Raw genomic sequence first — 20,890 nt, 5'->3', positions numbered from 1 at the left:
AAGTGATTAGCAATTTAATAGATAACGAACAGATTGAAACACTGCTTAGTGACGTTTTAGACGCACATGGCTATGATTTTTCAGAATACTCTCCTGCATCTATTAAAAGAAGAATTTTAAGATTATATGGTTTAGATAATTTTGTAAGTTTTGCAGAATTTAGATATACCGTTAAAACTGATAAACAATATTTTAAACGATTTTTAGAGGAAATTACGGTTAACGTTACAGAAATGTTCCGCGACCCATCCTTTTACAAAGCCTTACGAAATGATGTTTTACCAATTTTCGGCACTTATCCGTTTATAAGAATTTGGGTTGCAGGCTGTTCTACCGGAGAGGAAGCATATTCTCTAGCCATCGTATTGAAAGAACTTAAACTGCTTCATAAATCTCTTATTTATGCTACAGATATTAATCCATCTGTTTTAGAGAAAGCTAAAAAAGGTATGTTTCCTTTAAATTACTTAAAAGGTTACTCTGAAAATTATTTGCAATCGGGCGGTGAGCAAGATTTTTCTACTTACTATGCTGCAAATTATACCCTTGCAAAATTTGATGAAACGCTGAGTGAGAAGATGATCTTTTCTACCCATAATTTGGTTTCCGACCATTCATTTAATGAGTTTCAGCTGATTTTGTGTAGAAACGTACTAATTTATTTTGATAAGGAATTGCAGCATAAAGTATTTCAACTTTTTGATAACAGCTTAGAACAACTTGGCTATTTGGCACTTGGGAGTAAAGAAAGTTTAGATTTTTGGCCAAAAGCAAAACAATTTAAGCGCATTAAAACGGAAAAAATATGGCGGAAGCTTTAACTCCAGATAAATGTAGTGCTTTGGTTATTGGTGGCTCGGCCGGCAGCTTAGATGTATTGCTGAAAATTTTTCCGGATTTAGACACAAACATCAGCTTTCCGATTATCATTGTTACACACCGTAAACCAGGTAATGACACCCTTCTGGCTGATTTATTGCAAAACCGTACGGATTTAAAAATTAGAGAAGTAGATGAAAAAGAAGAAATAGTGGCTGGATGTGTTTATATTGCACCGGCAGATTATCATTTACTTATCGAGAAGAACAAAACTTTTTCGTTGGATTACTCAGAGAAGGTAAATTATTCACGACCCTCAATTGATGTTACTTTCCAATCTGCTGCCGAAATTTATAAGGATGAGCTGGTTTGCATTTTGCTTTCAGGTTCTAATGCCGATGGTGTTGAAGGCTTAAAAACGGTAAACAATTTCGGAGGTTTAGCAGTTATACAAAACCCGAAAACTGCAATAATGCCTTACATGCCTCAACAGGCTGTTTTAAATGTTAAAAAAGGCACAATTTTAGATGCTGTAGATATGGCAGATTTTATAAATAAATTAGCAACAAAATAAGATTTGCTTAGATATTAAATTTATGGCTGATACGAAAAAAGTATTCGTTTTTGATGATAACAGAGATATTTTAGATTTATGTACTTTCATTTTTGAGGATGCAGGCTATGATGTTAAAACATCAGAAAGTGCTAACGAAATTGAAGAACAGGTTGCAGCATACATGCCTGATATTATTTTTATGGATAATTGGCTGCCAGATTTAGGCGGAATTCAAGCAACCAGAGCGATTAAAAATAATCCTGATTTGAAACATATTCCGGTAATATACTTTTCAGCAAACAACGATATTTCATCATTGGCAGAGCAAGCTGGTGCAGATAGCTACCTTTCAAAACCATTTGATATTGCTGCAATAGAAGCTATGGTTAAAAAACATTTAGGCTAATTCTTTCCCCAGATTCTGGTGTTTAAATCTAGTTCTTTTACAATATCGTACATAAAATTAATGGCTACAATATCTTGATTGAGCAATTCTGGGTTGAGTAAAGTTTTAAAAATTGGTGCTTCGAAATAATTTCTATCTAATGGAAACGCGATATACATTCTGCTGTTTATAAAAGATAATGAGATTGTATTTTGAGCATTCTGATTTAGCCTTAAAATTCGCTCCATTAAACTTGGTGTGAGAATATATCTAGCTTCTACCTGGTCGGTGGCATGGGTAATAAATGCATTGTTAAATTCCAAGTTTTCTAACGTTACAACATCTTTATTGCTAAACGAAAATAAATTTTTAGAAAACCAGGCACCCATCGAACCGAAAATATCTCTTGGTTTTGCTAGCGTTACCCCATTAAAATTTTTATTAAAATCGGCAGCAAACAGAATTCCTTTAAAGATGGTATGCCATTCGGTTCTTGTGCCATTTTTAGTTTGTACTTTAGTTTTATATTCTGCGTGAATTTCTGCAAAATAAAACCCGGTTTTACCAGCATTGCCTTTTACTAAGTCTTCCGTACTATATCGGTCTGGAGTATTAGAAAAAAGCTGAGTATTTTCAAATTCATCACATTGAATGCCATTATAAGGTTCAATGGTTAAACTTTGGTCGAGCGATTTAAGTGCAGTTCCAATAACTTCAATTTTAAATGACTCTTTGTAAGCTTTTAATTCATCAGCAATTTTATAATGAATAACGATACCATAAATAAACGGAATTAAACCAGCAATTATAGCAATCACAGGCTGCCCTAAAATGGAACCGCCAACACCAACAACAACACCTAAAGCGATAAGCAAATACCCTTTTTTCTGTGTTGATGAAATTTTCTTTCGTTGTATCTCTAAACTTGCAAGTAAATTTTGCAAAGTGGCGTTGCTTTCAACCGCTACCATTAGCTGTTAAATAAGTCTTTGGCGCTAATGTTTTTACGTTCTTCTTCTGCAGTTGTTAAAACCGGTATGGGTTGGAATTTTAGCATTCCTGCAAACATACTTCCCGGAAACATCATAATTGCATTGTTATAATCCGTTACAGCCGAGTTGTAAGTTCTTCTCGCTGCGGCAATCTGCTCTTCACTTTCTGTCCAGGTACTTTGTAAGTTTATAAAATTGGTGTTGGCTTTTAAGTCAGGGTAATTTTCCACATTAACCATCAAGCCCTTTACACTAGCACTTAATTGTGTATCTATGGCCGCTTTTTCCGCATTACTAACATTGGCAGAAATTGCTTTTGTGCGTAAATCTACAATTTTGCTCAGCGTTCCTTGTTCGTAAGTCGTGTACTGTTTTACCACTTCTACCAAATTTGGAATTAAATCGAAGCGCTTTTTGAGCATTACATCAATAGCAGAAAATGCATTGATAACCTGGTTCTTTTTACCAATTAATGAGTTGTAAAAGAAAATTCCGAAGAGGGACAAGACGCCGATAATAATGAGTGCAATAATCATGAGTTTAGATTTTGGGTTTAAAGCATAAATATATCAAAAGGTTACAAATCTTGCAGCTTAGCGTCTATCATTTTTAAGCCGTCTTTCTTTTAGTTGCCTACGCTCCAATCGTTTTTGTTTTCGCATATCATGACTTGCTTTCATCGCCTTGAATTTGGCAATATGATCACGCATTTCATTTTGTTTTTCTTCCGTTATTCCTACACTATGTTTTATGCCAAGAAAAAGGCTTTTCCAAATCATGCTGAAAAAGGAAGTGCTATCTGGCCGGGTGTAATTTACATTTGCCGAAATAAACTTCCCTTCAGCATTAGGGTTTTCTGAATTGATAATCAATGCATTAGCTAAAAAAGAAAGCAAACCTCGCTTTACTAAGTGGTCTTTTTCAGGGTCGTTTTTCATCAAAGCAACCGACAAATCAAAATATGAAAAATCGACTGTACCTTTTGCACCAGCCTCATTCGCTTTAAAGTTAAATTTTAGCTCATCAACATTTCCTCTGTTAATTCTAACCAAACCCAAAGGTTTTGTAATTTGATTTAAAACCCTGGCGTTAAATTCATGTAAAACGCCACTATAAGCAAAATCGCCTTTTTTTGATGCTAAATCGAATTTAAAATCCACATCCAATTTGCCTTGCCCTAATAAATAAGTAGTTAAACTGGCTTCCATTATTGGGTTGGTATTTTTTACGTTATCAATATTGGTTGCATTTTTTATTATACCTGAAGTATGCTCAAAGGAAAGCTTTCCCCTTTGCTGACTTTCCTTATTATAAATTGCATAACTAATGCTAACATCCTTAAGCTGTATTTTATCAACTAAAACAGGTGCGCCTAGTTTTTGCAATAATTGATGCGGAAATTTGCCGATTCGCTTCACTTTTTCACCTTTGGGCAAGCTATTATTGTTAAAAACGCTAACGAAACCATTTGCAATTGCCATTTCTTTTGCTCTTAATTCTTGCTTGGAAATGTAAAGCGGTAAATTTATTTCATTTAAAGAAATATCATTCATCGAAATATCAAATCGGTCTCTTGCATACCCTGCAACTTGTCCAAACTTCATTTCATCAAACAAAGGTTCTAATGCAAATTTGCTTATGCGTAACCGCCCGGTAGATGCCCTAAAATCGAGCTTATTAAGCTTAATGTTATACATTTTATCGGGTGTTGGATAATTGTAATCCTTCAAATTAATAACCACATCTTTTAACAAATAAAAACGACTCGGGTCATCAAAAGAAGTTGAATCGACAAGCAAATCAACTAAGGTTATATTCAAATCATCAATGGAAAAAACTGCTGGATTAGCAACATTATTATTCCGGTATTTGAAGCTGGCATCTTTAAAAAAGATAGATTTGATGCTAAATTCTTTTAAACTTTTAGCAATGATGGTATATGGAGATTGGATAGGTTTTGGCGCACGATTTTCGTTAAAATCCAGTTGCCGATTAACCATAAGCACTTCAGGTTTATCAAAAATAACTTCGTCAATTTGTAGTTTATGCTCCCGATACATTATTAAAGGGTGAAAATGCTTTACCACCAATTTTTTTAACGAAACAGAATATAGGTTATTTGGCGCCCTCTTTAAGGCTATTAACTTTTTATAGCGATTGGTATCGGGCGTGATTTTTACATTTTGTAGTGATGCACTTCCGGTTATAATGTTTGTAGTTACTTTGGTAAAACTGATGGTATATAAACTATCGGTAGATTTATACAGCAATGTTTTTATTTGTTCGGTAAGTAAAGGGCGAGATTTTACATTTAAAAACCATGCTATTGATGATAAGATAGCTGCCAAGATTAAAACTATTCCAGCTACCCACTTTATAATTTTGTAACGAGATTTTCTTTTATCAATCATTTAACGAAAAGCAGTTTTATCAGCAATATACATTTAAAACGCATTTGTAGAAAATGTGTTGTTAGTTTTTATTCCGCCGGGCTTTTCTAGCTTCTTTTCTATCGGTTCTTGCCTGCTCTTTTATTTTTTTTGCAATAACCTTTTGTTGCTTAACGGGATTTTTTTCTGGCACAATGCTTACGCCAACAATATCTTTAATACCTACAAAAATGGTTTTCCACATCAAATTAAAAAATGATGCAGATGCAATTCGGGTATTGGTCATTTGTGCTGTTCTAACTTCCTGGTCTTTTTGAGGATTTTCATCTTTAACCAAAACAGCATTCGCCAAAAACGATAGAAGACCTTTTTGTTTTGTTCCTTCGCCGTCTATATTATCCGATAGGAGTTTTACTTTTAAATTGGTATATAACATATTCATTGTACCAGAAGCTGTTCGTAAATTTCCTGTAGCTTTAAAATCAATGCGTTGAATATTTCCAGATTCAATTTCGATTAACCCAAGGTTTTTCGATAAAGAATTCAGCTGCCTCATATCAAATTTTCCCATACTTCCGCTGTAAGCAAATGCACCATTATTATCGGTTAAATTAAAATCTATCTTTAGATTTAACTTACTTGAACCCATTAAAAGCGTGTTTAAATTTGCAACTGCATGGTTATTTTTGCTTAATCTCAAGCTATCATTGGTTGCATTTAAAATGTTTCCGCTTAAAGATTTAAAGTCGATCGAGCCTGTTTTCTTACTTGCAGGATTATATTCCGAATATTTCAAATCAATATTTTTTAGTCTGATGGTATCGATAATTGTTGAAATATTCAGTCGCTTTAATGCTAAATGTGGATAGTTTTTACCTTTATCTAATCCCGGCTGTGGAGGCGATTCTCGGCTCATAAAAACCTCAACCTTTGCCGGACCAATGTTTAGCGATCTGGCATATAGTTTTTGGTCGGTGTTTAAACGAATAAAATCTACACCATTAAATTCTACCTTATCAAATGCTAAATTGTATCTGTCTTTTTGTATTTTGTATTTTCTGGCAAAGGTTAATTCTGGATATAACGGCGTGAGCTTAAACCCTTTAATGGTAATTTTTTTTGATGCTGCAGAACCGCTGATGGTATCTATTTTCATAGTATACATTTTATCTTTCGTGGTAGATTTATATCCTGCCAGTTGAAACGATATATCTTTTGTATAATAAAACCTTGTAGTATCTTTTCCCGATAGCGAATCGAGAAGAAAATCTTTTACAGTAATATCAAGATGTTTAATGGAATTTTTTGTTTTCTTAACGGCGCTTTTGTTAATGTAATCGAAATCAGCATCAACAATTTTAATTGCCCCAACACGTATAGATTTGAAGGTTTTTGATATTTGGTCGTAAAGCGATTTTTCTACTTTTACGGTATCTGTGTTCTTGGGTACTTTGTTGAAAATCATATTTATGGATGGCTTATCCAATCTGATTTCCTTAATGATAACCAGCTTTTTAAAGTAAGCCGTTAAAATACCCACACGAGTAACTTGAAGTTTTTTTAATTTTAATTCAAAAATATGGGCAGGCGCTTTCTTTTGGGCTTTCAGACTATCAAAAACCATCGTATCTGGCGTTAAAGTAACATCACGAAGCGCCAAACTGCCTGTAATTACATTGATATTTATGCTCTTGAAATCTATTTTGTACAAATGATTTGAGCCATTATACACACCTTGCTTTATCTTTTCGGTTAACACAGGCTTCCATCGGGCATTGATAAACATTGCCGCAAAAGCTAATATTAATATAATTGCTCCGAAAATACTACCTATCCAAATCCAGAGTTTGTTTGTTTTTTGAACTGCCATTGATGTTTGTTATGTGTTGATAACAAATAGCGGATAGAAAGGTTTTTTGTTGTTGATATACAGGTTTTTACCACAAAGCATAGAAGAGCAAGGCACAGAAAACATCGCGAAATATAAATCTGATACCTATCTGTAAGTAACTTCGTATCCTATCCGGTTGAATAGATAATTGATGGCAACGTGTTTGCGAAGGAGCTTTTTCAGCCGACAAAATATTCACATCATTACTAACCAAGTTTTATACCACATTACCCATAAAAGGGTCGGTTGTGGTAATTGCTCCTGTTTCTATTTTTCCTGCATAGCGATGTTTAAAAACCGCATTGCCTGTTTGCAAAACACTGAAATCATACCAATTCGAGTTTTTAGATAAATTTAAAACAACATTTGTTATTGCTTTAGGTGTCAAATTTAGCACTCGTTTTGCAGACTTATATTTATTATCAACAACCTGAATATCGATAGGAGCAGCACTTCTATTCTCCAGAGAAAAAATTAAATTACCCGTAAGCTTTTTGGTAACTAAACCGCTTTGCTCAGGATATGCTTTGATTACCAATTGAGGGTTTTTCTTGCTGCCTACAAAATGCCTGTAGAAACCATTCGGTCCGTTTATGGCAAAATCATAAACCTCATTATCAAAATCTTCGATGCTTATTTCATCCTTTAAAATATCACCAGCTTTAACCGCATAAGCCCAAATTTTTCCCTGAACACCTTTAAATTTAGCTATTGTGCTCATGTTAAAAGGCGCACCAACCGTTTCAGTTTCGTTACCAAAAAGTGTTTTGGCCGATTGAAAACTTAATTCTATTTCGCCATTAATCAAATTTGCATCAACCATTAAATTATATGGCAAAGCACAAGCTGACTTTGTTCCATTTTCTTGCCTGGGTGCATGTACAGATGTTTGCGATGAAAAAGACTCGTACTTATTAATTTTTGCGATTTCAGTTTTATTTAATGCAGTTGGATTAACTTGTGCAGGCTTGTTTTTAGCGTTGCCAATGTTAGTTACTACGGTTTCTCGATTTAAAGCTTTTGGAGATCCAATCTCTTCGCCGTTGTACGGACGAAATACGGAAGTTAAATCGCCACAAATATTTCTCCGCCAATCGCTGATATTATTACTCCTGATGTTTTTCCCTGTCTTTTTGCTCAACCATTTTTCCATAAACATTAATGATGAAGTATGGTCAAAAACCTGCGAATTTACAAAGCCGCCTTTACTCCACGGCGAGGCAACAATAAAAGGAACTCGGTAACCTAAACCAATCGGACTGCCCTTCCTAGCCTCAAAATCCGTTGCATAATCTATACCTGCAGAAACTTTACCACTCGATGCATCATCTGGATTTGGAACGACAAAAGGTGGCTGATGGTCGAAATAGCCATCATTTTCATCGTAAGTCAAAATGAAAATCGTCTTTTTCCAAACCTCTGGGTTTTTCGTTAAAATATCTAAAGCCTCGCTTACGTACCAAGTTCCGTAAAGTGGCGAGCTGGTATGGTCTGAAAATCTTTGTGGCGCAACCAACCAAGAAACCGCAGGCAATTTTCCGCTATCAACATCTTTTCTAAATTGATGAAAAATATCTCCTTTCGGGATGTTCACGGTTTCTGATTTACCTTCATCATTGGTAAAAGTAAAAGGCGCCAAATCCAGGTAATCCTTTTCGCTAATATTGGTTTGAAAAGCTTTATCTATCAGGTTTTTCTCTCTTTGAGATAATTTATCGTATTTCGCCTGTACTTCTTTTGCTGATAGTGGTGGCTTTACGGTATTATCGCCATTTTTCCTGAAGTAGGCAGATAACTTAACCTGATGCCGGGAAATATATTCTACCGGATTATCGCCATAATTGCCTAACCAATCATCAATTTCTCCCTCTGGAAGTTTTGAAGTCCAGAGTTCATTTTGATAAATACGCCAGTCGATTCCGTTATCCTCCAAAGTTTCTTGAAAAGTTGGCCAATCTACAAAAACATTATTCTGCGATTCTGCCTGATCGTTATTTACTACCGCAATACGATTAGCACTTTTTTCGCCCCTAACTGTGCCCGTAAAAAAGAACAACCTGTTTGGCGTGGTTCCGGTAAGCGAAGAACAAAAATGCTGGTCGCAAACGGTAAAGGCATCGGCTAAAGCATAGTAAAAAGGGATGTCTTTTCTATCGTAATACGATAAAGTCATTGGTGCTTTTGCCGGCAACCATTTATCGTATCTTCCACCATTTCTGGCGGCAACCTGGTCGTTCCAAGAATGTGGTAAACCACCTTGCCAGGTTATTTTTGTTTTATTGATATCCACATGGAACGGCACATAAGTATAACCTTGACCATCCTTTTGCAGCCAAACTTTGTTGCCATCGGGCTGTATATGCGGATGCGGTTCGTTAAAACCTCTAACACCTTTCATTTTGCCAAACATATGGTCGAACGAGCGGTTTTCCTGCATTAAGAAAACGATATGCTCGGCATCCTGATAGGTAGTTCCTGGTTCTGCATTTATCGACATTGCCTTTAAAACCGAGCTTGGCAAAGTATTGGCCATGCCTGTAGCGCCAGCAAAAAGCGCAGCCTTTTTTAAAAATTCTCTACGTGAATCCATCTGCTATATTTAAGAGATGGAAGATGGGTTAATGGATGGGAAGATGTTTGATGTAAAATGTAAAATGGGAAATGGATGATGGTCCAAAACCCCTCTTCAATCTTACATTACTCACCATTTACCTTATACGGTGGCCCAAACCATCTTCCATCAAACATCTTCCATTCTAATCTATTTTTGAAAAACCCTAACATAATCAACTTTCATTGTGGCAGGAAATATCGTTTCATCGACACCCATTTTTCCACCCCATCCGCCGCCAACGGCAACATTTAAAATTAAATGAAAATCTTGGTCGAATGGCCATTCTGGAGCGCCTTTACCAGTGTTTTTAAAGCTTAAATATTTTTGGTCATCAACAAAAAAATCTATACGGTCTTTGTACCATTCAATAGCGTAAATGTGGTAAGCGTTGTAAGGATTAATTTTTACGCCTTTGCCAACCTGAGTATGGATGGTGTGGTTAAATTTTTCGGTATGAACCGTTCCGTAAACGCTGTCCGGCTCGTAACCCACATGTTCCATAATGTCAATTTCGCCACTTTTTGGCCAACCACCATATTTGGGTGAAGTTGGTAAAGCCCAGATAGCCGGCCACAAACCTCTACCTTTAGGCAATATCGCCCTTACTTCTACCCTTCCGTATTTAAAATCGAATTTATTTTTGCTAACCAAACGTGCTGAAGTATAGTGGTTATTTTCTTTATCAGCCTTAACTACAGTGATGTTTAAATTGCCTTTTTTAACATTGGCGTTTGCAGAATCTGCATCGGTATAATACTGCAATTCATTGTTTCCCCAACCTTTACCGCCAACATCGTAGCTCCAGCTTTTGTTTAAAGGCAAACCTGCGTCATCAAATTCATCAGCCCATTTTAAATTCCATCCGCTTGCAACAGGCGTTTTCTTTAACTCTTCAAAAGTTAATTCAGGTTCATTTGTAGTTATAAAATCTACTTTGTGTGCCAACAACCATTGAATTTCTGGCACCGCGTTAACCGTCCATGCGTTAACCGTTAAGCCCAATTTTTGTGCGTTTTCAATCCAGCCATCTTTTTGGTAAACGCTAAAGTGATAATCTGCTCCGGTTAATTTATCAGCTTTCAACTGTTCGGCGCTAATTTCTCCCCGTAAATAGGCTACTTTGGCTTTAGGTAAAACCGCCAAAATGCGTTTGCAATAATCATAATCAAAGCTGATGTATTCTGTCCAATCGATTACGCCAACCTTCTTTACCATCTCTATACAAGCATTTGTTAATTCAATGCCGCGTTCTTTGCTGATTAAAGATGGTTTTATTTCTAAAATTAATTTGGTGGTTCTTTGCTTTTTACCAGCTTTTAAATAGGCTTCTAATGTTGGGATTTTCTCGCCATTGCTCATGGTTTTAGCGAGCAACTCTTCATATTTCACTTTCTCAATAGTTAAACCCTGAAACTCCGGGTCGTGATTTACCACCAAAACGTTATCTGCGGTCATCCAAACATCAAACTCAGAGCCGTAGCAACCCAATCTAACAGCCTCATTTAACGATGCAATGGAGTTTTGAGGAAAGTTATTCTTCTTCCATGCACCGCGATGGGCAATCACCTGGTTTTTATTCCAGTTAAATTTTTGAGCAAAAGATGCGGTAAAAATGAATAACATTAAGATAAATATAACTGCTTTTTTCATGTTTTGGGGTGATTATAAAAAAATCAAAAGTAGAGGTTTAAGGTAATATTCATTTAAAATCCATGTAACCTTTGTATTAATTAACAACAAGATAAATAAATTATTTTATTCCGTTGGCTGAAGCCAACGGCAATGAAGTTGAATAGCAAGAGTTTCAACTGCTAATTAAAATACTTTTTTTCCGTTGGCTGAAGCCAACGGCAACGAAGCTGAACGCCGATTTGACCTTAATCTTTATTATTTCCTAAAAGCACTAATCTTTGTTATTAACCCGATTGTCGCGAAAACCAAAAGCTTTTTCTGCTTTTGTTGGAGCAGAAAGCGGGGCTGAAGTTTCCGATTAACTACAAAACTTTCATTTCCCAATCATAATTTATCTTTCAAAATATACCACTTAAAACGAATTACCTTAATCAGGGTTATTCCCCAATCCTTATCCACCTTTAAAATATATTATTTGAATAAACGCATCACCTTAACTAGGCCTCCTTTCCCATCCTTAATTTTACCTGTAAAATAAACTATTTGAAATAAACGCGTTACCTTACTGAGGTTTCCTTTTAATTGATTGGAACAATTTTTACATTTACGTTAATGGTGAGCAATAATTACGGCGATTTACTTAAAAAGATAGATGAATTCATTCGTAAGTTTTATTTAAATAAGATTTTACGAGGTAGCATTTATGCTGCAGCCATATTATTGGGCTTGTATCTGCTCGTTTTTTTGAGTTTGTATTACCTTAACCCAAGCGCAGGATTTAAAACTTTTGTTTTCTTTGCTTATCTCTTCCTTGGGCTTTTGCTTATTGGCTTTTTAATTATTAAGCCACTACTTTCCATGCTCAAATTGGGCAAACATTTATCTTTCGATGAGGCCTCGGTTATTATTGGAAATCATTTTTCCGGTATCAAAGATAAACTGCTGAATACCTTACAATTGCATAAGCTCTCTGAAAACCTGCCAGAGCACAATCAATTGATTTTGGCCAGTATCGACCAAAAGATTTTGGAGCTTAAGCCTGTTCCTTTTTATACAGCAGTTAGGATAAATGATAATCGGAAATACTTAAAATTTCTGCTCTTTCCGCTTTCGATTATTTTGTTAATTGCCTTAATAGCACCAGCCATTTTACGCGATGGAACGAATAGTTTTTTAAAATATGATGAATACATCGCTCCACAAGCGCCTTTCAATTTTGTTGTTTTAAACAAAAATTTAACTGTTACGCAGGGTGATGATGTAACCATTAATTTAAAATTAACTGGCGATGAAATTCCAGCTGATGTTTATGTAGAGGATGGAAAAAATACTTACAAACTTGAAAAAGAGAACATTAGCAAATTTAATTACAGCATTAAAAATATCCAGAGCGATAAAAAATTAATTTTTAAAGGTGGTGGTTTTAGTTCTTCTCTCTTCTCCGTAACTGTTAAACCTCGACCAGAATTGTTGGGTGCTACGGCAACATTAAATTATCCTTCTTATTTGGGCAAAAAAACAGAAGTAATTTCGAACGTTAGCGATTTACTTTTACCAGAAGGAACCCGTGTAACCTGGAATTTTAAAACCGGGCAAAGCAATTCGCTTATATTCATTTTAAACGGCGCCGAAAATGTTTTAAAAGTGCAGGATAATGAATCTGTTTTTAACGCAACGATTAGAAATAATTCTAAATACAGCATCACCCCAAAAAATGATTTTGTTTCACTGAAAGATTCTTTGTCGCACCAAATTACGGTAATTAAAGACCAGTCGCCGGCCATTCAGGTAGAAGAAAAACCACATTCTGTAAGTAATAAAGCACTCTATTTCAGCGGACAAGTAACGGATGATTATGGTTTTAGTCATTTGAGTTTTAAGTACAACATCAAAGAAAACAATAAAATTATAAGCTCAGCAACAAAGAATATTGCTATAAAAGCCAATGCTACCGAAAATTCCTTTTTCTATTTCTGGGATTTAAAAACTGCTTTGGCTAAACCCGGACAAGAAATTGAGTATTATTTTGAAGTTGCTGATAATGATGATGTTAATGGAGCAAAAACTACTCGCTCGGAAATTAAAACCTTTAAAGCGCCTACCAAAAAAGAAACTGCCGAACAGGTAAATGCCAACAGCCAAGCGCTTAAACAAAAGGTTCAGTCGGCTATTCGCCTGGCAAATACCATCGAAAAAGAAAGTAAAAAAGTTGCAGAAAGCCTGATTGATAAGAAACAAATTTCTTTTGAGGATAAAAAGCAAATTGAGGCTTTACTTGATAAACAAAAACAATTGGATGAGGCAGTAAAAGAAATTAAAGAGCAAAACGATAAAAATATTCAGCAAAAGGAAGACCAAAAACAAACTGAAGAGCTTTTAGAGAAGCAAAAACAGATAAAAGATTTGTTTGATAATGTGCTTGATGAGAAAACGAAAGAGCTTTTGCAGAAGTTGCAAAACCTGATGAATGAGAAAAATAAAGACCAAACGCAGAACGAACTTTCGAAAATGCAGTTGGATAATAAAACACTCAAAAACGAGCTGGATAGAATTTTAGAGCTTTACAAACAATTGGAGTTTGAGCAAAATCTTCAAAACGATATCGACCGTTTGAACGAACTGGCCAAAGAACAAAAAGCACTTGCAGAACAAACAGCAAACAAAAAACAGGATAATGAATCGCTTAAACAAAAGCAAGATGCTTTGAATAAGGAAATGAAAGATTTAAAGGATGACTTGAAAAAACTCGAGGAAAAAAATCAAAGTTTAGAAAAGCCAAATCCGTTTGAAAATCCTGAAAAAGAGGTTCAGGAAATCCAAAAAGAACAGCAGGATAGTAAAGAGGCATTAGATAAAAAAGATTCGAAAAGTGCTAGCCAGAAGCAACAAAAAGCAGCTGAGCAAATGGAAAAACTTTCGAAAAAGATGAATGAAATGCAGCAGGAAAGCGAAGAAATGGAGAATAACCTGAATGCGAAAGAGTTGCGTCGTTTATTGGAAAACCTTTTAAATACATCTTTTGAACAGGAAAAAGTGATGTTAGCGCTGAAAAAAATGTCGCAGGCTGACCCATCTTATACCACTAATGTTCAAAAACAACGCAGTATAAAAGATAATCTGAAAACCATTGCCGATAGTTTATATGCATTGAGTAAGCGTGTTCCTCAAATTGAATCGACTGTTAATGAAGAGATGAATAAAATAAACTTCAACCTCGATAAAAGTTTGGAAAGCCTTGGCGAGCGACGAACACCAGAGGCCAATCGTTACCAACAGTTTACCATGACTTCGATTAATAACCTGAGTTTGATGTTGAGCGAGGCTTTGAACCAGTTACAAAATATGCAGAAAAATACTAAATCGGGTAGCGGCAAAAAGCAAAAGCAAGGCATGAAACAGCTCTCTCAAATGCAGGAACAGCTGAATAAGAATATGCAAAAAGCCCGCGAACAAATGCAGAAATCTGGCGGCGAGAAAGGAACTGTTGGTAAAGGCGAAATGAGCCAGGAGTTTGGCAAAATGGCACAACAACAGCAAATGATTCGCCAGGCTTTGGAGAAGATTAATCGCGAAGAAAATAAAGATGGTTCGGGCAAAATGGGTAACTTGAATGAGGCCATTAAAGAAATGAAACAAACGGAAAGTGACTTGGTAAACAAGCGTTTACAGCAGGAAACTTTAAACCGCCAGAAAGAGTTGCTTACCAAATTATTGGAGGCAGAAAAAGCAGAACGCGATCAGCAAGAAGATTCAAAACGAGAAAGCAAAGCGGCTAAAGAATTTCCACCATCGTACCAAAAGATGGTTGAACAGTTTAAAAAACAGCAACAAAACGGAAACGATATGTTGCAGAAAATGCCACCAAGTTTAAATTATTACTACAAGAATAAGATTGCTGAGTATCTAAAATCATTGAATATGGTAAAGTAGATGGATGATGATTTTTTAATATTATAAGAGGACTTAAATTGTTGAATAATTACAACTCTGTTATATCTTCGAACTAGTTTCGAATCTTATCTAAAAAAAGATGCTGAATTAAATTCAGCATGACGACCAGCCTATATCTTTCAATATACTCTTAAATTTTATTTTCTAAATTTGCAGTCTTAATAAAATTAAACATGCCTGCAATTTCATTCTTTACCGAATCTATCAACTATAATCTCCCTCAAAAGTTAAAGGTTAAAAAATGGATAAAAGCTGCTATCGAAAAAGAAGGCTTTAAATTACAGGAGCTCAATTTTATTTTCTGTAGTGATGAATATTTATTAAGCATTAATCAGCAGTATTTAAACCACGATACTTATACCGATATTATAACTTTCGATAATTCTGACAAAGAAAGAGAGATTGTTAGTGATGTTTTCATCAGCATTGAACGGGTTAAAGAGAATGCAAAAACTTTTAATACCAACGATTTTGATGAAGTTTGTCGCATTATGATTCACGGAACGCTGCATTTACTTGGCTATAAAGATAAAGGCAAAACCGCCAAAACCCTCATGACTCAAAAAGAGGATGAATATCTTAACTACAGAAGTGATGTAGGATTAGTCTAATCATGCTATAAGATCAATTTGTTAAACATCAATAGCTTTTTTGAAGTTCATCTCTTGTAATTTCAATACCAATCCCTTAATCGTATAAAATTTTTCCTCCTGTTCGTCTAATAGTTACAGGCGTTCGTCGATAATTAATCTACTCTGGTATATTAAGCCAAAAGTGTGTGCAACGTTTTTGCGTTAGTGCAGTCTTATATTCAAAACAACATCAAAAAGATTTTAAAAATTTAAGATATAAGATTATGAAAACCTCTATTAAAACATTATTCGCAGCAGCTTTAACAACAGTTATTTTAGGTACTGCAAGCGTTGCAGCAATTGCAAACGAAAACAATAACAACTACACAAATTTAACTTCAGTTAAAAACATCAGCAAAATAAAAATTAGTGGCAATGTAAAACTGGTTTTAGTACAAGATGCTAAAGAAAGTGTAGAAGTTTATGATAACTACTTTGCCAAAAACGCATTTGTACAACAACAAAATGGCGAATTAAGAATCAGTTCTTTTACTTCTGAACCTTTAACAGTTATTGCTCATGTAAACAATTTGACTGCCATTGAAGCATCAAATACATCAAGCGTAAAAACTTCTGGCAACTTCAACTTGCTAAACTTGAATGTAGTTTTAAATGATAGTGCAACAGCAGATATAAAAGCAAATACTTTAAGTTTAATTACAAACATAAATGGCACATCAAACTTGATTTTAAGCGGTTCGACCGAAAATTACACAGCAATTTTAGGCTCGGTAGCTAAAGTAAAAATGAATGATTTTGTTGCCAATGATACCAACGTTAGTGCTGCTCCCTTAAGTGTGGCATATAGTGCAAACAGATATAATGATATTAGAATTGATGTATTAGAATCTATTTTATAATCATCGGTATAAAGATATAGTTTAGTTTTAGTTAATGATTGAAGCAGCGGCGGAGCGATTCCAGCCGCTGTTTTCGTTTACAAGAATCCAAAGAAATATTACCAATTTCTCCTTACTCCATTCTAATTCAAAAGCCAATTTGCCTCATTCAAAAATCACCATTCTGCCATTTTTAATGGATAAATAGTGGCTTTGAAACATCCCTATACCCTACCAAATAATTTATCCTTACTTTTGCACTAATTTTCCTTTATAAATCCGAAATACAAAGAAATTGAGCACACTAATTGCGGCAGAAAGCTTAGGTCATGGTTATCATGACGAATGGCTATTTAAAAATTTAACCTTAGGCATTAACTCTGGTCAGCGTGTAGCGTTGGTTGGAATAAATGGTGCGGGTAAGAGTACATTATTGAAATTACTTGCCGAAAGGTTTCCTCCGCTTGAGGGTAAAATTGTTAAAAATAAAGCCGTAAAAATCGGTTTCTTAGACCAGGAACCTCAGTTTAATGAAGGATATTCTATAAGTGACCATATATTTTCTTTAGAGAATAAGCAACAGCAGTTGATTAAAGAATATGAGGAACTGATTGAAAATCCAAATCCTGATGAGAAAATACTTAACAGATTATACGAAGAATTAAGTGAACACAACGCTTGGGAATATGAGCACGAGATAAAAACCATTTTAAATAGAATGGGAATTACGCACTTGCAGCAAAAAATTTCTACGCTTTCTGGTGGACAAAAGAAACGTTTGGCTTTAGCCAAACTTTTAATTGAAGACCCAGAGATTTTAGTATTAGACGAACCAACCAATCATTTAGATATTGATACGATTGAGTGGCTGGAAAAATTATTAACAACCGGACAGAAAACAATTCTTTTGGTTACTCACGATAGATACTTTTTGGATAACGTTTGTAATACAATAGTAGAATTGGATAGAGGAAAGATTTTTAATTATAACGGAAATTATGCTTACTATCTAGAGAAGAAATCGGAAAGAGAAGCGCTTGATGCTACCGTTTTACATAAAAACCAACAGCTACTAAAAAAGGAATTGGAGTGGATGAGGCGCATGCCACAAGCTCGTGGAACGAAATCTAACGCTAGGATTAATGCTTTTTACGATTTAGAAGAAAAATCAAAGAAAAAGTCTGATAATCAAAGTGTTACACTTCAAATGAAAATGTCTCGTCAAGGCGGAAAAATTATTGAGGTTGAGCACATCTCTAAAGCATTTGACGGACGACCAATTATTAACGATTTCAGTTATACCTTTAAAAAGGGAGATAGAATCGGTTTGGCCGGAAAGAATGGTACCGGAAAATCTACGTTGCTTAACATCATAACTAGTCAACTACATCCTGATAACGGTAAAGTTGGTACAGGTGAAACCACGGTATTTGGTTATTACAAACAAGGCGGCTTAACTTTCGATCCTAAAGAAAGAGTAATCGATATTGTAAAATCTGATGCTGAATATATTAAAATGGCAGATGGTTCCGTTATTACAGCGTCTGCTTTATTAACGCTTTTTCTTTTTCCTCCAAAGAAACAGCATGGTATGGTGGAGAAGCTGAGTGGTGGGGAGAAAAAGCGTTTAAATTTAATGAAGGTTTTGATGCAAAATCCAAACTTCTTGATTTTAGATGAGCCTACTAATGATTTAGATATTGATACACTAAATGTTCTTGAAGAATTTTTAGAAAATTTTCCAGGCATATTGATGCTTGTTTCTCATGATAGATATCTGCTGGATAAAATGAGCGATCAGCTTTTTATAATGGAAGGCGAAGGTGTTGTTAAAATTTACAATGGTAACTATTCTGAATATCGATTAAGCTTGGATCAGCCAAAAGCTAAAGTTGAATCAAAAAAAATCAATAGTTTAACGGTAGAATTACAACCAGCTGTAGCCACCAAAAAGTTAAGTTTTAAGGAGCAAAAAGAGCTTGATGATAGCGAAAGATTAATGCTAGAAACTGAAAATAAAATCGCCGAATTAAGCGAAGATTTATTAAAAATCGACGGTTCAGATTATATTAAAATTCAGGAAGTTTCTTCACAGCTAGAAAATTTAAAGATTAAGCTCGACGAATATACAATGCGTTGGCTGGAACTTTCGGAATAAAAAATTTATTAGTGTTTCACGTGGAACATTAAATATTAGAAAAGCTTTTCAATGTTTGAAAGAATAATTAAACAAATGTTTCACGTGGAACAATCAAAAAAGATGACAACATGTTTTCAAAATACGATCTAATTGTAGTTGGTGCTGGACACGCGGGCTGTGAAGCGGCAGCGGCAGCAGCTAACTTAGGATCATCTGTTCTATTAATAACAATGAATATGGGTACTATTGCCCAAATGAGTTGTAATCCAGCAATGGGTGGCGTAGCTAAAGGACAAATTGTTCGTGAAGTTGATGCTGTGGGTGGCTATTCAGGAATAATATCTGATAAATCAACCATCCAATTTAGAATGCTAAATAAATCTAAAGGTCCAGCAATGTGGAGTCCTCGAGCTCAAATTGATAGGATGCGTTTTGCTGAAGAATGGCGTTTAGCTTTAGAAAGAACACCCAACCTAGACATTTGGCAAGATAGTGTTGTTGCATTATTAGTAAAAGACAACACAGTTTATGGTGTAAAAACTTCATTAGGTATTGAGATTGAATCTACCGCAGTTGTATTAACAAATGGTACTTTCTTAAATGGCGTAATGCATATTGGAGAGAAAAAATTTGGTGGTGGCAGAACAGCAGAAAGAGCATCAACCGGTATCACCGAGCAACTCGTTGAGCTTGGCATGGAAGCCGGACGAATGAAAACTGGTACTCCCCCTCGTGTTGATGGCAGAAGCTTAGACTATTCAAAAATGGAGGAACAATGGGGTGATGAAAACCCCAATAAGTTTTCGTTTACTGACACACAAGTTTCAAAAGACCAACGTTGCTGCTGGATTACTTATACAAACAACGAAGTTCATGAGACGTTAAAAGAAGGTTTTGAAAAATCTCCAATGTTTACCGGAAGAATTAAAGGTTTAGGCCCTAGGTATTGTCCATCCATTGAAGATAAAATTAACCGCTTCGCAGAGCGAGATAGGCATCAAATTTTTGTAGAGCCTGAGGGTTGGAATACATGTGAAATTTATGTGAACGGCTTTTCTACTTCTCTTCCTGAAGATATCCAGTTAAAGGCGCTACACCTAATACCTGGTTTCGAAAAGGCGAAGATGTTTAGACCAGGTTACGCCATAGAATACGATTTCTTTCCTCCTACACAGCTTTCATTAACCCTAGAAACAAAATTAATTAACAATTTATTTTTAGCTGGACAAATAAACGGAACAACTGGCTATGAAGAAGCGGCCTGTCAAGGTTTTATGGCGGGTATAAATGCACACCAAAAAATCAACGATAAGCAAGAATTAATAATGAAGAGGTCCGACAGTTATATCGGCGTTCTGATTGATGATTTGGTTACCAAAGGAACAGAAGAACCATATCGCATGTTTACTTCTAGGGCAGAACATCGATTGCTATTAAGGCAAGATAATGCTGATATTCGCCTCTCTCCTATTGGACATGCGTTAGGTTTAATTTCAGATGAGCGTTTGGAAAAAGTAAATCAAAAAGTAGCAAATGCTGATGCGCTGGTTAAGCTTACGAAAAGTCAAGGAATAGATATGGCCGACGCTAACCCGATGTTGGAAAGTTTGGGATCAAGTGCCTTAAACCAGAATGTTAAAATTCATAGCTTAATCGGAAGGCCATATGTTGGTTTGCAAGATATCATAAAAGTTAGCGGACCATTAGCAGAAGCCACCAAAAACTTAGACAACGAAACGATAGAACAAGCGGAAATAAAAATTAAATATCAAAGCTACTTTGAAAAGGAAAATGAAATTGTAGCAAAAATGTTGAAGATGGAAGACAAGGAAATAAAGATGGATTTCGACTACAACAAGATCGTTTCCATTTCAAAAGAAGCACGAGAAAAGTTATTTAAAATAAAACCACGTACTTTAGGTCAAGCATCTAGAATTTCAGGCGTTTCTCCATCAGATATTTCTGTTTTAATGGTTTATATAAATAAATAGTTGATAATCAGTTATTTAACGTTAAATTAAACGAGTTAATTTAAAACGATATAAACGA

The 20,890-nt window shown here is 35.2% G+C and carries 14 protein-coding genes; 8 read left to right on the top strand and 6 right to left on the bottom strand.

Going from position 1 to position 20,890, the window contains the following annotated elements; translation table 11 throughout:
- Positions 1-2: 2 nt before the first annotated feature.
- The 3 genes from D7004_RS17400 to D7004_RS17390 are packed head-to-tail and all read left to right on the top strand — an operon-like array spanning position 3 to position 1,781.
- Positions 3-821, top strand: a complete 819-nt coding sequence (locus D7004_RS17400; protein WP_123207097.1) for a CheR family methyltransferase — start codon at positions 3-5, stop codon at positions 819-821.
- Positions 806-1,393, top strand: coding sequence for a chemotaxis protein CheB (locus D7004_RS17395; protein WP_123207096.1), 588 nt, complete (start codon positions 806-808; stop codon positions 1,391-1,393). Before D7004_RS17400 ends, D7004_RS17395 begins: the two co-directional genes overlap by 16 nt.
- A gap of 22 nt (positions 1,394-1,415) precedes the next feature.
- A complete protein-coding gene (locus D7004_RS17390) occupies positions 1,416-1,781 on the top strand; it encodes a response regulator (RefSeq protein WP_123207095.1) in 366 nt (121 codons plus the stop codon).
- Here D7004_RS17390 and D7004_RS17385 read toward each other — a convergent pair.
- The 6 genes from D7004_RS17385 to D7004_RS17360 form a co-directional block, all read right to left on the bottom strand.
- Entirely contained in the window at positions 1,778-2,731 is a 954-nt protein-coding gene (locus tag D7004_RS17385; protein WP_123207094.1) for a DUF3137 domain-containing protein, read from the bottom strand. The genes D7004_RS17390 and D7004_RS17385 overlap by 4 nt on opposite strands.
- Entirely contained in the window at positions 2,731-3,288 is a 558-nt protein-coding gene (locus D7004_RS17380) for a LemA family protein (protein ID WP_123207093.1), read from the bottom strand. The genes D7004_RS17385 and D7004_RS17380 overlap by 1 nt, the downstream gene beginning before the upstream one ends.
- Positions 3,289-3,345: 57 nt before the next feature.
- Entirely contained in the window at positions 3,346-5,163 is a 1,818-nt protein-coding gene (locus D7004_RS17375) for a hypothetical protein (protein WP_123207092.1), read from the bottom strand.
- 61 nt (positions 5,164-5,224) lie between these two features.
- A complete protein-coding gene (locus D7004_RS17370; RefSeq protein ID WP_123207091.1) occupies positions 5,225-7,012 on the bottom strand; it encodes an AsmA family protein in 1,788 nt (595 codons plus the stop codon).
- Between the two features lie 238 nt (positions 7,013-7,250).
- Positions 7,251-9,623, bottom strand: a complete 2,373-nt coding sequence (locus tag D7004_RS17365) for a phosphocholine-specific phospholipase C (RefSeq protein WP_123207090.1) — start codon at positions 9,621-9,623, stop codon at positions 7,251-7,253.
- 171 nt (positions 9,624-9,794) lie between these two features.
- Positions 9,795-11,297, bottom strand: a complete 1,503-nt coding sequence (locus tag D7004_RS17360; protein WP_123207089.1) for a glycerophosphodiester phosphodiesterase family protein — start codon at positions 11,295-11,297, stop codon at positions 9,795-9,797.
- 594 nt (positions 11,298-11,891) lie between these two features.
- Between D7004_RS17360 and D7004_RS17355 the strand changes: the two genes are divergently transcribed.
- From D7004_RS17355 to mnmG, 5 genes are all read left to right on the top strand, one after another.
- On the top strand, positions 11,892-15,209 hold the full coding sequence (locus tag D7004_RS17355; protein WP_123207215.1) for a DUF4175 family protein: 3,318 nt from the start codon (positions 11,892-11,894) through the stop codon (positions 15,207-15,209).
- Positions 15,210-15,403: 194 nt separating this feature from the next.
- Positions 15,404-15,841, top strand: a complete 438-nt coding sequence (ybeY, locus tag D7004_RS17350; protein ID WP_123207088.1) for an rRNA maturation RNase YbeY — start codon at positions 15,404-15,406, stop codon at positions 15,839-15,841.
- Between the two features lie 245 nt (positions 15,842-16,086).
- Positions 16,087-16,722 carry a GIN domain-containing protein gene (locus tag D7004_RS17345; RefSeq protein WP_123207087.1) on the top strand — a complete coding sequence of 212 codons (636 nt, stop codon included), beginning with the start codon at positions 16,087-16,089 and terminating at the stop codon, positions 16,720-16,722.
- Positions 16,723-16,996: 274 nt separating this feature from the next.
- Positions 16,997-18,859, top strand: a complete 1,863-nt coding sequence (locus D7004_RS17340) for an ABC-F family ATP-binding cassette domain-containing protein (protein ID WP_123207086.1) — start codon at positions 16,997-16,999, stop codon at positions 18,857-18,859.
- 110 nt (positions 18,860-18,969) lie between these two features.
- A complete protein-coding gene (mnmG, locus tag D7004_RS17335) occupies positions 18,970-20,832 on the top strand; it encodes a tRNA uridine-5-carboxymethylaminomethyl(34) synthesis enzyme MnmG (protein WP_123207085.1) in 1,863 nt (620 codons plus the stop codon).
- Positions 20,833-20,890 lie beyond the last annotated feature (58 nt).

It is taken from the genome of Pedobacter jejuensis (assembly GCF_003725795.1).
Classification (GTDB): domain Bacteria; phylum Bacteroidota; class Bacteroidia; order Sphingobacteriales; family Sphingobacteriaceae; genus Pedobacter; species Pedobacter jejuensis.
This window is presented reverse-complemented; position numbering and strand designations above follow the sequence as displayed.

Coding starts and splice junctions, on each gene's coding strand:
- D7004_RS17345 (WP_123207087.1), top strand. CDS start 16,087: ATGAAAACCTCTATTAAAACATTATTCGCAGCAGCTTTAACAACAGTT.
- D7004_RS17375 (WP_123207092.1), bottom strand. CDS start 5,163: ATGATTGATAAAAGAAAATCTCGTTACAAAATTATAAAGTGGGTAGCT.
- mnmG (WP_123207085.1), top strand. CDS start 18,970: ATGTTTTCAAAATACGATCTAATTGTAGTTGGTGCTGGACACGCGGGC.
- D7004_RS17370 (WP_123207091.1), bottom strand. CDS start 7,012: ATGGCAGTTCAAAAAACAAACAAACTCTGGATTTGGATAGGTAGTATT.
- D7004_RS17385 (WP_123207094.1), bottom strand. CDS start 2,731: ATGGTAGCGGTTGAAAGCAACGCCACTTTGCAAAATTTACTTGCAAGT.
- D7004_RS17395 (WP_123207096.1), top strand. CDS start 806: ATGGCGGAAGCTTTAACTCCAGATAAATGTAGTGCTTTGGTTATTGGT.
- ybeY (WP_123207088.1), top strand. CDS start 15,404: ATGCCTGCAATTTCATTCTTTACCGAATCTATCAACTATAATCTCCCT.
- D7004_RS17380 (WP_123207093.1), bottom strand. CDS start 3,288: ATGATTATTGCACTCATTATTATCGGCGTCTTGTCCCTCTTCGGAATT.
- D7004_RS17365 (WP_123207090.1), bottom strand. CDS start 9,623: ATGGATTCACGTAGAGAATTTTTAAAAAAGGCTGCGCTTTTTGCTGGC.
- D7004_RS17390 (WP_123207095.1), top strand. CDS start 1,416: ATGGCTGATACGAAAAAAGTATTCGTTTTTGATGATAACAGAGATATT.
- D7004_RS17360 (WP_123207089.1), bottom strand. CDS start 11,297: ATGAAAAAAGCAGTTATATTTATCTTAATGTTATTCATTTTTACCGCA.
- D7004_RS17355 (WP_123207215.1), top strand. CDS start 11,892: ATGGTGAGCAATAATTACGGCGATTTACTTAAAAAGATAGATGAATTC.